Source organism: Richelia sinica FACHB-800 (assembly GCF_014698825.1).
In the GTDB taxonomy this organism is placed as follows: Bacteria; Cyanobacteriota; Cyanobacteriia; order Cyanobacteriales; family Nostocaceae; genus FACHB-800.
This window is the reverse complement of sequence record NZ_JACJTT010000010.1, coordinates 16231-29384: the sequence shown is the minus strand read 5'-3', so window position 1 is coordinate 29384 and position 13154 is coordinate 16231. Positions and strand designations below refer to the sequence as shown.

Annotated in this window: 12 protein-coding genes; 4 read left to right on the top strand and 8 right to left on the bottom strand. The window is 38.2% G+C overall.

Annotation, left to right across the window (positions count from 1 at the left end; translation table 11 throughout):
* The first annotated feature begins 114 nt into the window (after positions 1-114).
* Positions 115-1668, top strand: a complete 1554-nt coding sequence (locus tag H6G73_RS09945) for a serine hydrolase (protein ID WP_190603847.1) — start codon at positions 115-117, stop codon at positions 1666-1668.
* Positions 1669-2209: 541 nt separating this feature from the next.
* On the top strand, positions 2210-2581 hold the full coding sequence (gene psb28 / locus H6G73_RS09940) for a photosystem II reaction center protein Psb28 (protein WP_190603846.1): 372 nt from the start codon (positions 2210-2212) through the stop codon (positions 2579-2581).
* 3 nt (positions 2582-2584) lie between these two features.
* On the opposite strand, the gene dprA is transcribed toward psb28, so the two are convergent.
* From dprA to H6G73_RS09925, 3 genes are read right to left on the bottom strand one after another with little or no spacing between them, the layout of a single operon-like run.
* Complete coding sequence (gene dprA / locus H6G73_RS09935) at positions 2585-3697, bottom strand: DNA-processing protein DprA (RefSeq protein ID WP_190603845.1); 1113 nt, start codon at positions 3695-3697, stop codon at positions 2585-2587.
* Between the two features lie 30 nt (positions 3698-3727).
* A complete protein-coding gene (locus H6G73_RS09930) occupies positions 3728-4387 on the bottom strand; it encodes a DUF2301 domain-containing membrane protein (RefSeq protein ID WP_190603844.1) in 660 nt (219 codons plus the stop codon).
* 49 nt (positions 4388-4436) lie between these two features.
* Positions 4437-5225 carry an SAM hydrolase/SAM-dependent halogenase family protein gene (locus H6G73_RS09925; protein WP_190603842.1) on the bottom strand — a complete coding sequence of 263 codons (789 nt, stop codon included), beginning with the start codon at positions 5223-5225 and terminating at the stop codon, positions 4437-4439.
* Positions 5226-5348: 123 nt separating this feature from the next.
* Here H6G73_RS09925 and pirA point away from each other — a divergent pair, with 123 nt between their 5' ends.
* On the top strand, positions 5349-5504 hold the full coding sequence (pirA, locus tag H6G73_RS09920) for an arginine synthesis PII-interacting regulator PirA (RefSeq protein WP_190603840.1): 156 nt from the start codon (positions 5349-5351) through the stop codon (positions 5502-5504).
* Positions 5505-5703: 199 nt separating this feature from the next.
* On the opposite strand, the gene H6G73_RS09915 is transcribed toward pirA, so the two are convergent.
* From H6G73_RS09915 to H6G73_RS09900, 4 genes are all read right to left on the bottom strand, one after another.
* A complete protein-coding gene (locus tag H6G73_RS09915) occupies positions 5704-6273 on the bottom strand; it encodes a deoxycytidylate deaminase (RefSeq protein ID WP_190603838.1) in 570 nt (189 codons plus the stop codon).
* A 53-nt stretch (positions 6274-6326) separates the two neighbouring features.
* Positions 6327-6752 carry a nucleoside 2-deoxyribosyltransferase gene (locus tag H6G73_RS09910; protein WP_190603836.1) on the bottom strand — a complete coding sequence of 142 codons (426 nt, stop codon included), beginning with the start codon at positions 6750-6752 and terminating at the stop codon, positions 6327-6329.
* A gap of 121 nt (positions 6753-6873) precedes the next feature.
* Positions 6874-7722: a hypothetical protein gene (locus H6G73_RS09905; protein ID WP_190603834.1), complete on the bottom strand. Its 849-nt coding sequence runs from the start codon at positions 7720-7722 to the stop codon at positions 6874-6876.
* Between the two features lie 73 nt (positions 7723-7795).
* Entirely contained in the window at positions 7796-9289 is a 1494-nt protein-coding gene (locus H6G73_RS09900; protein WP_190603832.1) for a thymidylate synthase, read from the bottom strand.
* 385 nt (positions 9290-9674) lie between these two features.
* Here H6G73_RS09900 and H6G73_RS09895 point away from each other — a divergent pair, with 385 nt between their 5' ends.
* Entirely contained in the window at positions 9675-11555 is a 1881-nt protein-coding gene (locus H6G73_RS09895) for a sensor domain-containing diguanylate cyclase (protein ID WP_190603830.1), read from the top strand.
* A 78-nt stretch (positions 11556-11633) separates the two neighbouring features.
* On the opposite strand, the gene H6G73_RS09890 is transcribed toward H6G73_RS09895, so the two are convergent.
* Complete coding sequence (locus H6G73_RS09890) at positions 11634-12869, bottom strand: LL-diaminopimelate aminotransferase (RefSeq protein ID WP_190603828.1); 1236 nt, start codon at positions 12867-12869, stop codon at positions 11634-11636.
* Between the last annotated feature and the right edge of the window lie 285 nt (positions 12870-13154).

Sequence of the window (13154 nt, the reverse complement as noted above, 5' to 3'; positions counted from 1 at the left end):
TGCTACTTAGTCCCAAACGGTGATCTGAGTACCAAAGTGCCTAATCAGCAATTGTTTTATTTGGGTCGAATGTCTACAAACTATTTACAGTCCAGTGGGTAACAAGGAGTAGCTGTGTCAGAATCAAGTGAAAAACTCATCCCTGTCTCTAGACGACAACTCTCACAGCGTCGTCGTTCTCGTACCGTCCAAAAGGTAGAACCCAAGAAGCCAAAGAGTCAGGAACAGCCTAAACCCACAGCATCTACTGTGGCCATCACACGTATCAATCATAATATCAATCCTAGCGTCACTCCATCCGGAAAGCGGCGGTCACGGTCTGGAGTTGTGACTCCTCCTGTGGTGACACCATTACCAAACAATAGAATCAAGAAACCAGCTACTGCACCTAATGCCGTCCCCTTAAAGACTATACGGATGCAAAAGCCTGGTTTAGTGAAAATGGAGAAGCGTCCATCCCGAAAAACCCGCTTAAAACCCATGGCTAGAACCATGCTCTATGCCTTACGCTTATTGATTGTAGGTGTAGGTATGGGTTCCATTGTCGGTACGCTGCTGTCCATTTTAGACCCAGCCAGTCGTATTGGTTCAGTTCCTCAATCAAATCTCACCATTCATCAAAATTCAGCACAATCTAATCCCCTAGTCAATCCTCCTAGCTTAAATCTCACTCAGGAAATTCCCTCGTTGAAGACTAGTGTTAGCAACTTGGCCACTGCTAATGCTAATTTATCCCCAGGCATTTTACTGGTGGACTTAGATAACGGTAATTATGTAGATATTAATAGTACGGCTAGTTTTCCCGCTGCTAGCACTATTAAAGTACCCATTCTGATTGCATTTTTCCAAGATGTGGATGCTGGAAAAATCACCTTGAGTGAAAAACTCACTATGGCAAAAGAAATGATTGCTGGAGGTTCGGGTAACTTACAATATCAAGCTGTGGGTAGCCAATATTCGGCCTTGGAAATTGCCACGAAGATGATTACCATTAGTGACAATACGGCAACTAACATGTTAATTGCTCGATTGGGTGGCAAAGATGCACTGAATGAACGTTTCCGAAAATGGGGACTAACGAATACAGTCATTAATAATCAATTACCTGATTTAGCTGGTACTAACACCACCAGTCCCAAGGAATTAGCTTTGTTGATGGCGATGGTGAATCAGGGTAATAATCTGGTGAGTATGCGATCGCGTGATATGATGCTGGACATTATGCGTCGCACAGAGCGTGATAATTTACTGCCTTCTGGTTTAGGAGATGGTGCCAAAGCGTATCATAAAACTGGTGATATTGGCACAATGCTAGCTGATGCAGGTTTAATAGATGTTCTCACTGGCAAGCGTTACATAGCTGCGGTCATGGTCAAACGTCCTAATAATGACCCCAGTGCAGAAAAATTGATTAGTTCTATTTCCAGGACAGCCTATCAGTATTTTAGTCAAGCTGCGGTTACACCTGCTGCTAATACTACTCCTCCTGTTTCTACTACTCCTAATGTTCCTGTTTCTAATACCCCCAATTTACCCACCAACAATTATCAATCACCTCCACTAGTTCCTAATATCCCCAACGGAACTATTAACAATGTGCCAATGGGCAATTATCAAGCCCCAATTCTCAATCAACAACCCTTTTATTCTCCCGGATATCAAAATTAAGGAACTTGAATGCAAAACCCCGAAATATAGCATTTCTACAGGGACTAGGAAAATGGAAATTAAATATCTCTTTTTTTCACCATGTAGAATTGCTATAAAATCAATATTGCATCGACTAGATTAATTTTTGCGTGATAACCAGTTGTGCTTTTTTTGTGCATTTGACTAATTCGTTGGTAAATAATTAAAAACAGACTAATCTAAATTTTAGGCTGATATTTTGCTGTTATCTTTATTACAATAGATATTCACCTTTAAGTGAGAAGCAGTAATAATTAAATGCAGATGGACGCAGATAAAAGCAGATAATTTTGTACTTTATTAGATTAAGAAATATTGTTAATCTTGCCCAAATTTTTATGACTGGCAATGAGATGTAGAGTATTTCCAGCCTAAATATACAGGATCTCCAGTTTCGACTTGAGTAAGAAATCATTGCACAAAGTTTTGTTAATTTTTTATAACTTGTGTTGTTTAGCCTTGATAAAATACAATATTTGGTAACTAATGATAGATTAATTGTTAATTTTTAATATTGCTCATGTCTAATATAACTCCTTCCATCCAATTTTTTGCAGGTGTTTTTGAAGAATTAAATAATGTGAGTTTACGTCGAGAAACTCGCACTGGTAAACGCATTGTGGTGATGATATTTAAGGACTTAAAAGCCATATCAGGAATTACAAGTTTTACTAAACAATCGTTGAATTCCTTACTTTTAACAGATGAAGAAGGGGAAATTAGCGTTACTCCATCTTCTACTCAATTCATTTTCGGTGGAGATGAAGGTGATGAACTCAGACGGGTAGAATGTAAGTTTGAAATTGAAAGAGACGACCACTGGGAAAGATTTATGCGCTTTATGCACCGCTATGCTGATGCCAATGGGATGGAGTATGGAGAAAAGAATTAACAATCAAATTCTTTGATAGCGCATTCCTGGTAATTGAGAAACTAAACCCATCAATTCTAATTGTAATAAATAACTGGAAACTAAACCTGCATCTAAATTAGTTTTATGGACAATTACATCAAAACTTAAGGCATCATTTCCTACCACCTGGATAACTTGTTGTAATTCTGGTGATAAATCAGGTAAAGGTGCTGATTTAACTGTGGGGATGTCCACATCAATTTGGGGAATTGCCCCTAGCATTGTTAACAATTCACTCAGTTCTTGATGAATTAAACCCGCACCTTGACTAATTAATTTTAAACAGCCTTGAGAAGGTTGGTCATCAACTCTTCCTGGTAGTGCATAAACATCTCTGCCGAATTCATTGGCATAGGTGGCAGTAATTAATGCACCAGATTTTAAAGGTGCTTCCATGACTAAAACTGCACGACTTAAACCGGCTATGATTCTGTTACGTCTGGGAAAATTAGTTCGATTAGGTGGAGTTTTCGCAGGGTATTCACTCATTACTAACCCAGATGTCAAAATCTGTTTGTATAAATCCCGATTTTTATAGGGATAAATTACATCCACACCTGTACCGAGAACTGCTATTGTTCTTCCACCGGCTTGCATAGCTGCGGCATGACTTTCGGTATCAATTCCTTCAGCCATTCCCGAAACGACCGTAAAGCCATTTTTAGCTAAAGCTGCACTAATTTGTCTTGTCCACCTCATACCATAATCTGTGGGTTGACGAGTACCGACAATTCCCACTAACGGTTTTTGACCGCTATTTTCTGCTAGGTCAACTTCACCGCGATAGTAGACAATTGGGGGTGGACTGGGAATTTCTCGCAGGAGTTGGGGATAGTCTGGGTCTGCTGGTGTCCAGAAATGGGGGTTATCCTGTTGGTGTTGGGTAAGTAGTTGTTGTGGATGGAGACGCGATCGCTGTTGTACCACTTTTTCGAGAGTTTGCCAACCAAAACCCTCAACTTCTCGCAACTGTGCAGCACTCGCTTGCCAAGCTGTTTCTAAGTTGCCGAAGTGATTTTGTAATCGTTGCAGTAATACTGGCCCCACTCCAGAAATTTGCGTCCAAGCTAACCAGTATGCACGTTCTTGCGTCAATTTTGATGCCCTCACACCCCCTTGAACATTTTATACTCCTTTGGCTGTGCGTTGGGATTTTAAATAATCAAATACAGATTTATCACCAATGTCGGGGGGAATTGGTTGGATAACTTTACGCACTGCAAAAACGAGAAAGAATATTGCCCAAGTTGCCAATAAAATCTGTTCTCCAGAAGTTGGTAAAATCCCCGTTAAATGTCCTAGTAATAATAAAGGCACAATGGGAGTTAAGACTTTTGTTTCTAACCGATTGAAGCAAAAAGCTTCTTTGAAATAAATACCAGTTAAAGCGGCAAATAGAAAACCCACCCCGAATATACTCAAGGGTTCATGATAAATAGTCACTGCAAAGGGTTGTTTATCTACATGGGCAAAAATAAAAGCAGAAATGCACCCAATGAGCCAAAATAGCTGCAACAATCGGTGCAGAGAAGCCATATATATGTGAATGGTAAATAAACTGACTCCCAATGCTAGGGCAAAAAGAGTATATAAAGGGGTAATTGCTTGAATAGCGGCAGCTGTGGGAGAAAATAAAACCAAGGCAGTAGCGATCGCAAAACTAACTGCTGCTACCATTAAACCAAAGCGGTAGATGATCACACTCAAGCGATCGCTCTGTGTAATGGTAAATTGGCCAAACTGCCCTTGATAGACTTGCAGCGCAGGTACGGTTTGTGTAGTCATAGCAAAACAGCAATAAATCAACTCATCATCAATAGTCCCAGTTTCTAGTCTAGTGAGTAATCACCTCTAAAGTATCTTGCCAGTCAATTTGCAATTGCGCTTGTGCATTACCACTATTCACAGCAATTTCTACCCACCCATGACTACCAATTAAAGCTAAGGCTTCCCCAACACCCACATCACTGTAAGTTTGACATCCACCAATAGTCATCCCTTTAATTTGCACCGACCAACTTTTACCTTGCACATAACTAGCGGGAATATTCGTGACTAAGTTACCAAAGTAGTCTATATATTGAACACAACCGCAAACCCCAGTTGCTGTTTCTTCCCATTGACCAATATCTAGCTGAACTAAACTGTCTGGATTAATTTCTGTACCCAATTCGAGGAGAGGGACACCGCTAGCTAGATATGCAGCTACTGGTGCAAAGATATCTCGTCCGTGAAAGGTGTTGCTAGGTTGAGGACTCCGCCAATAGTTAAGATTTGTAAGTTCTACTGCCCTAATTGCCGGAATTTGACTGAGTACCCCTGTAAGAAGGCCATTATCAGGGCCAATTAGAAATCCTTGGGAAAATTCTACCGCAAGCGATCGCCTCTGACTACCCACCCCTGGATCTACCACAGCCACATGTACCGTACCAGCAGGGAAATAGGCATAAGCATTCATTAGACAAAAGCGACCAGCAGCAATATTTTGTGGAGGAATTTGGTGTGTTAAGTCCACTATGGTCAAGTTGGAGTTAATTTGAGCAATTACCCCCTTCATGACACCTACATAGACATCATTGATACCAAAATCGCTCAATAAAGTGATTACATTCGATTTCCGCATTTACCGAAAAAATCAAGACTAACCGTGAATTTATAATGAAGAAATATTTTCTGTAACAAGCACTACCAAAAATGTGTTATGTTACGAATAATTGATATAAATGCCCCTAAAGAGGTAAATCCTATGAATCACAATAGAGTACAAGCAGCTAAACAAGCCCTCCAAGCACATAGAGAGAACATCGAAAAAAATATAGAACACCGTTTGCAGATAGCCAAGTCCAAAGGTGATGAACAGCTAATACGTCAATTAGAAGCAGAACTGACAGAATGTAGCTAAATTAAGTTTTTATTGTTCATAGTTTTGTTGTGTGTAAACCCGATAAATCGGGTTTTTTCTTGACTGCTTTTGGCAGAATGACAAATGTCAACTCTAAAACAAGTTTCCTTTGAATTAAAGCATGTTGATGGTTGTGAAACTCACTCAAAAAACACACTAAAAATATACCTTGTCTAAAAATAGTGAATTTTGTATAAGCTTAGGAATGTCTTACTATGTCAAAATTCTTCACTGACGTAGATGAAAGGAGAAATGAGGCTGCTTTTTTGGCAATTTCTTCAGACAAAATAACTTGATGTATCGATATTAAGCCTTCATTTATAAATGAATCTCTCACTACAGCTTTATCTCCACTATTAAAAGAAGTTTCGTAAAATATTTCTGTGATGCCAGCAGAAATAATTAACTTTAAACAAGAAAGACAAGGTTCCAGGGTTACATATATGCTTGCGCCCTCTGTTGATATACCATATTTTGCTGCTTGAGCGATCGCATTTGCTTCTGCATGTACAGCCCTCGATGGTAATGTTTTACTTGCATCACAGCTACTTAAACCTGGATAGCAGTACCCTTGAGTAGTACAATGCGCTGAACCAGAGGGAGAGCCATTGTAACCTGTAGCTACAACTTGCTTATTCTTAACAATTACAGCACCAACTGGAAAAGCTAGACAAGTTGAGCGAGTTGCTGCTAATTTAGCCAACATTAGAAAGTATTCATCCCACGTTGGTCTTTGATAGTATTCTTCAAATGAGCAAATATTTTGCATAGTGTTGAATTGTAAACTTGATTATGCTGTCTTGTTGAAACAAATTTTAAGTGCTATTGCTTCCAATTTACTAAAATATTTTTTAGCTCAATTAAAGCATCTGCACAATCATTAAACTGAATTTCGGCAATCACAGTAGGAATACCACGAGGAAATCTTGATATCCGCTTATCTTTTTCGTACAAAAGAATGATGGGAATTTTGTTGCTCTCTGCATAAGCTAACTCCATTCCTACACCAAAAGAAAGCGAACCAAGGTAAGCAATAACTAAGTCTGAGATACTAACCTGATGCTTATCTTGATCGAAAACTTCACGGGGAGTAATATCAGGATTATTTACCGGATCAGTGTGTAAGTGCGGTACATAAGCTTGAAGACCTACTTCTTCACAAAGCAAGCCTATTTTTTCATACAGTGCTTTAGTTTCTATTGGATTTTCTACATCAGTTAAAGCACCAGATATATATATTTTGTACATTTTTATTAATCACTTTACATTACAAATTCTAGTTATTTAGATGTTGAGTCAACAAATTTTAGTTTTATTACAAAAATATGATTTTTATAATAAATATAAATAGTAAAGTAAATTATATTTACTATTTATTTGATCCTGGAGATAATGTTTTATTTGGATTTGCTTGTATCTGAGGATTAGTATCTGTTCTGGGATTTAGATTAGACGATTCAGAAGGTTTAAATACAGCTATCAATAAAGCAATAAATGAAATAATAACCCCCAATGCTGTCCACCGAGTCTGTTGATCTGAACCTAGAAAGCTTATTAATGTTTCTTTGACACCTTTTTTCAAGTTTTTATACTCTGTTGATTCCTCCATCAATTGTTTTAATCTATCTTTCCTATTATTGGTCATCCAACCATTTTCTGGAGCATTAAAATAGTCGTTTATTTCCTGGTTATTAAGCCGTCCACGTAGAACATCAAGTCTTCCAGGAGTATGTTCATGCTTGCGATGCTTTGATGGATTAGAACACTTAGAACTTAACTTTTCAATCGCTAAATGGGCAATTGGGTTTTCGACATCATTCACGTAAATTTTCACTGGTTTCTTTGAAACATTATGAAGTGCTATGCAAAGAACACTTGACCACTCAGGATTTACTCTTGTTCCAATATGACCTAAACCATTTGATACTTGTTGAACAACTGAATAAAGTGGTCCACGAAATTTATTACTGATCCAAACTGCTTCGCTAGTCCATACTAAAGCAGTATCGTTACCTGGTATCTCAAAAAATCTCTGTTCCTCACCTTGTTGGTTTTTTTCTGTTTGAATAGTCAAACGCTTTTCTTCTCCAAGTGAATAAGCGCACTCACCAGCAGTTAGACATAAATCGCAATCTTTAATACTACCTGGTTTAAGAGGATGAAAAAGTATACCTTTACCAAGCTCCCCAATAATATCTTGATAACTCAAAACTGACATGGAATACTCCCTGAGCTTTAGAAAACACTAGAATTTTTTATAACCGTCACTAATGACGGTTATTAATTAATGCTTATCTATCTTGGATATATGCTTTGTCAAGTTTAATACAGTCTGCTGCCTTCTGCAATTCCATACCTAAATATGCAGCATGATCTGGACATATTGCGGGAGAAGCCGCACAAATTTCTCTGGCTAACTTCAGGGCATTTTTCCCAGAGTAACAACCAACAATCTCTCCACTGCCAGGAGTTGTATGAGTGACAACAATTTGACCATCAGCAATTTCAATTAAAAAGTTACCTGCGGGGTCAGCATAATCTAATTTCGAGCAAATAGCTGCATATTGTTGTTTAATTAGTTGTTCTGCATTACTCCAAGTATCATCATATATATGAGCCGATTGACTGAGAGTTATAAGTGGGCCCATGTACAAATCGTAGGCAGAACGGTTAGCAATTTCATCTCGAATATGTTTTTGTAAAGCCCTTAACCCCATGGCATTAGCAGGCCAAGCTGCAAACATATCATTACTTCTGAAAATGGCAGTTAGTGATAATTCATTATCAACTACTCTTAACCAAATATGATTCAAACAAGGGCTACCACCTTTGTCATGGTCTTTCACATCCCATAAAGTCATAACTGCACTAGCAGCATCAATTTCACCAATTAATTTTTCAATTACCTGCTCAATTTGGTCGCGGTCAAACCAGGAACGTAAGCGTTGACCGTAGGTGTATTTTACTCCTTCTCGATAGGGTGAATCATCTAAAATCTGGGAAATATATTCAGTTAAAAAACTGCGGTCAATTGGTAAATAATTGGGTTCAGGAAAATAAAAATCCGCAGGTTCAGCGGTGACAACTGCCATTAAATCTATGAGTTCTTGCCACTTGCCATCATAACCAGTGGGACGAATTGTGCCTGTGGTTTTAATGCGATGGATGATTTTTACCCAGGTTTCTGCAATGGTTTTTCCTTCTATGCGGTGTCCGTAGCGTGTTCCTGGTAAAACGGTTGGTTCTACAGTGGCCATGGGAAAGTCTAAGGGTATTCCCCAAGGTTCCACAGCTTCTATTTGGGCAAAAGCCTTAATTTTCTCTACTGCTTCAGCAATTGATGTCGCTACTTCAACTTTTAGGGCGTGACGCAGTTTTTCAATGGCCCTAATATCAATATCAATATCAATATACCCAGGAATGTGAGAGCGAATTACCCAAGATTTACGACCTGTATCGCTTACGCTTTCTTGGACACCGTGATGGAAAAAGTCCCGTAAACATTCTCCTGCACCTGCATTTTTATCTTCCTTAGTAGCGTTGAGAATGACTACATAGCGGACATGGGGGTTTAAGAGGAGGTTACGGACTAGTAGATTGATGCCTCTGGTCGGTGAATATAACTGCCCAATTACAGCATACTCACTTGGTTGCAGATGTTTAGCGATCGCTTGTTTTACTGTCCATCCTGTAATTACAGCTACTTGCCCGCTACCATAGATTAACTGGTTGGGTTTATGCTGTGCTGTATAGTGAAATTGGGTAACTTGACCCATCTTGCTCATCTTTTAGTTGAAAAAAAAGATTAAATACTATACTATTTCATCATAAATTTGTCTTCAGTTTACACAATAAAAGCTTTCTTCATTTATTTCTCTGCGATTTTACTCACGAACAGTGAAAACTCATATGTCGTGATATCACTCTTTTGAGCAGGTTAGCTCTGTGATATTTAGTGATTATATTCAGTCAGGGTCAATTATTAATATCAACCAGCAATGGTATCACTAGCCATCCAAGGTATATTTTTATATTTTGGACTAATAAACAGGAAATCAATTTATGCCAAGGCTACACATTTTAGCCTTGATAATAAATATTTATGAAATTTCTTAGTTTTTAAGGATAGTGTATTCCCTGCAAGTTAAGCAATTATTTTAAATATAAATCATGCTACTTAACCAAGGGAAGTGGTTGTTTTTTAAAAGAGCTTTCAGATTTTTAATTATTAATCTGTTGCTAGCGATCGCCTACTATATTTGTGTACAAATTAGTTTAAAATTTTCATCTTTACCAGGTGGAGTTGCCTCTGTGTGGTTTTCGTCTGGGATGACATTAGCCGCAGTATTTTTATTTGATATACAGGTATTTCCGGGTATTATTATCGGTTCTATCTTGGCTTTAGTAGACACATTATCAACATTAGAACCACCTTTATCTACCTTTAACTTGATTTTACTCAACTTAATTTGTGCAGCGAGTAATTGTTTGCAACCATTAATTAGTAAAAAGATATTCCAAAGATTTGCTCCTGCTAAAACCATATTTAATCGAGTAGATACAGTTTGTATATTTATAGTTGCCGCAATTATTTCACCAACGATATCAGCTTTCATGGGTGTTACAGCTTCCTATTTAATGGGTACTATTCCTGGGAGTAGTTATTATATTTGCTGGCTCAATTGGTGGTTGGCTAGTGCATTAGCTCATTTACTATTTACGCCATTTCTACTATTATTACCTACTTTTCGTTGGCACAAATACAAATCCATGATTGGAGAAATTACTTTAATATTAAGTTTTATCGTGGGTATTATTTGGGTCGGCTTTATAAGTAATTATAATTTGGAATACTTATTTTTACCAATTTTAATTTGGACTGTCTTGAGATTAGGAAAATTTCCTGCCAGTTTTTTAGTGAGTTTAGTTTCTTTATTTGCAATTTTTGCCACTGTTAAAGGATACGGTTCCTTTGCCAAGTATACAAACCATGACTCACTGATTATGTTGCAATCTTTTACAGCAGTTTTTTCTTTAACATCTTTGGTGTTATCTGCGGTAATTGATGAAAGAAAAAATGCTCAATTATCTTTAAAAAACACACTAGCAAATTTAGAACAACAAGTGATAGAAAGAACAACCGCTTTACAACAAAGTGAAGCTCAACTTGATGGGTTCTTCTCCTCTGCTGCTATCGGTATGGCAATTCTGGATAATCAAATCCAATTTATCCGAGTTAATGAAATATTAGCAGAAATTACTGGTGTCTCTATCGCTGACCATTTCGGTAAGACAGTGAGAGAGATTATCCCAGATTTAGCGCAAGAAATAGAAGTAAGTTACCAGACCGTAATTAAAACTAAACAACCTTTATTAAATCAAGAATTAACTGGTAAAATCATCAACAAAAATCAAACTCCACCTACTTGGCTAGTTTCCTATTTTCCGATTTTTAATACCAATCATTATCCTGAGCGAGTAGGTTTATTGTTTATGGATATAACTGCTCGTAAACAACTCGAAATACAACTTCAAGAACAAGCTTTACTGGATGGTTTAACACAAATTGCTAACCGTCGTCATTTCGATGAAGTATTAATTAAAGAATGGCAAAGGTGTACTCGCAATCAACAACCTCTGTCTTTAATTCTATGCGATGTTGATGAATTTAAAGCTTACAATGACAACTATGGTCATCCAATGGGTGATATTTGTTTAATCCAAATTGCACAAGCTATCCGTCAGCATGTAAAACGTTCAAGTGATTTAGTCGCGCGTTATGGTGGAGAAGAATTTGCAATTTTACTTAGTAACACGAGTACAGAAGCAGCAGCACACATTGCTAATATAATTCGTGGGGAAATTCATCAAATCAATATTAGACATGAATATTCCCAAGTTACTAACCATATAACTTTAACTATGGGAATTGCTACTTGTATTCCTCTTCAGAATCATCCAGTGGATAAATTGATCAGAATCGCAGACCAAGCACTCTATGAAGGAAAAAAACAGGGACGCGATCGCATAGTTAGTAAAATCCTAGTGTAGCAGTATCAATAGTATAAAGTCTAAAAAAATTAAGGTGGGCATTGCCCACCATGAGATTTTAAAGGTTTTTAAAACCTACTAAACCTTAAACTTCTCAGTGATGCGTTTCATTGCTTCTTCCACATTTTCCCGACTGTTAAAGGCAGAAATGCGGAAATAACCTTCACCCGCAGCACCAAAACCGGAACCGGGAGTTCCTACAACATTGACGGTTTGTAATAACTTATCGAAAAATTCCCAGCTAGATAAACCATTGGGAGTTTTCACCCAGACGTAAGGTGCATTCACTCCACCGTAAACTGATAAACCTGCGTTGGTGAGTTGTTCACGGATAATTTTGGCATTTTCTAAATAGAAACTTACCAAAGCTTTGGTTTGTGCTTGTCCTTCTGGTGAGTAAACTGCTTCTGCACCTCGTTGGACAATGTAGGAAACACCGTTAAATTTGGTGGACTGACGACGGTTCCAGAGTTTCCAAAGTTCTACATTGGAACCATCAGCAGCTTTTGCTGTCAGGGTTTTGGGAACCACTGTTAGCGCACAGCGAGTACCGGTGAAACCTGCGTTTTTGGAGAAAGAACGAAACTCAATGGCACAATCTCTAGCGCCTTCAATTTCATAGATAGAATGGGGAATAGTGGGGTCTGTAATAAAAGCTTCGTAAGCAGCATCAAAGAAGATGATGGAACCATTGGCTTTCGCGTAATTCACCCACTCTTGTAAATGTTCTTTGGTTGCGGTTGCACCGGTGGGGTTATTGGGGAAGCAAAGATAGATTAAATCAACTTTTTGGGCAGGAATTTCTGCGGTGAAGTTGTTTTCTGCGGTGACAGGAAGATAAACTAAACCTGCATATTCGCCTTTTTCGTTAGCATCCCCGGTGTTACCTGCCATAACGTTAGTATCGACGTAAACGGGATATACGGGGTCGGTAACGGCGATGGTGTTATTTTTGCCAAAAATCTCTAAAATGTTGCCTGTATCGCATTTAGAACCGTCAGAAATGAAGATTTCATCTGCGTCTACTGCTGCTCCTCTGGCTTGGAAATCCTGCGCGGCGATTTTTTCCCGCAACCAAGCATAACCTTGTTCTGGGCCATATCCTTTGAAGCTAGAGCGATCGCCCATATCTTCTACTGCTTTAATCATGGCAGTCCGGCAAGCTTCTGGCAAGGGTTCAGTAACATCACCAATACCCAAGCGGATGATTTTCGCATCGGGGTTAGCTTGTGCAAAAGCATTCACCCTTCTAGCAATTTCCGGGAATAGATAACCAGCTTTTAGTTTTAGATAGTTGTCGTTAACAGTAGCCATCGTAGATTTTTGAAGACACGCACTAAAATAGCTTACTGTAATTGATGGCTGGGATACCTGTTGATAATTCATTAGTTGCCTGTTAATACAGTTCACACCAGCATCAAACTGATCCATGAGGCTTCACTGTAAATCCTGAATATGGTAGTAAAATTTGATCAAATCTGAATATTTAGCCAATTTTCTGCTATTTATAGCAATTTCCATTCCCGTGAGGTACAAGCAATAAGAATTAAACGTAGATGATTTTGTGCCTCATAACATTGGCAACAGTTGTAGCTATGT

What these genes read in the sequence shown, in the direction of transcription:
- H6G73_RS09905 (WP_190603834.1), bottom strand. Translation starts at nt 7,722, where the DNA reads ATGTCAGTTTTGAGTTATCAAGATATTATTGGGGAGCTTGGTAAAGGT.
- H6G73_RS09915 (WP_190603838.1), bottom strand. Translation starts at nt 6,273, where the DNA reads ATGCAAAATATTTGCTCATTTGAAGAATACTATCAAAGACCAACGTGG.
- H6G73_RS09900 (WP_190603832.1), bottom strand. Translation starts at nt 9,289, where the DNA reads ATGAGCAAGATGGGTCAAGTTACCCAATTTCACTATACAGCACAGCAT.
- psb28 (WP_190603846.1), top strand. Translation starts at nt 2,210, where the DNA reads ATGTCTAATATAACTCCTTCCATCCAATTTTTTGCAGGTGTTTTTGAA.
- H6G73_RS09910 (WP_190603836.1), bottom strand. Translation starts at nt 6,752, where the DNA reads ATGTACAAAATATATATATCTGGTGCTTTAACTGATGTAGAAAATCCA.
- H6G73_RS09925 (WP_190603842.1), bottom strand. Translation starts at nt 5,225, where the DNA reads ATGCGGAAATCGAATGTAATCACTTTATTGAGCGATTTTGGTATCAAT.
- H6G73_RS09930 (WP_190603844.1), bottom strand. Translation starts at nt 4,387, where the DNA reads ATGACTACACAAACCGTACCTGCGCTGCAAGTCTATCAAGGGCAGTTT.
- H6G73_RS09895 (WP_190603830.1), top strand. Translation starts at nt 9,675, where the DNA reads ATGCTACTTAACCAAGGGAAGTGGTTGTTTTTTAAAAGAGCTTTCAGA.
- pirA (WP_190603840.1), top strand. Translation starts at nt 5,349, where the DNA reads ATGAATCACAATAGAGTACAAGCAGCTAAACAAGCCCTCCAAGCACAT.
- H6G73_RS09890 (WP_190603828.1), bottom strand. Translation starts at nt 12,869, where the DNA reads ATGGCTACTGTTAACGACAACTATCTAAAACTAAAAGCTGGTTATCTA.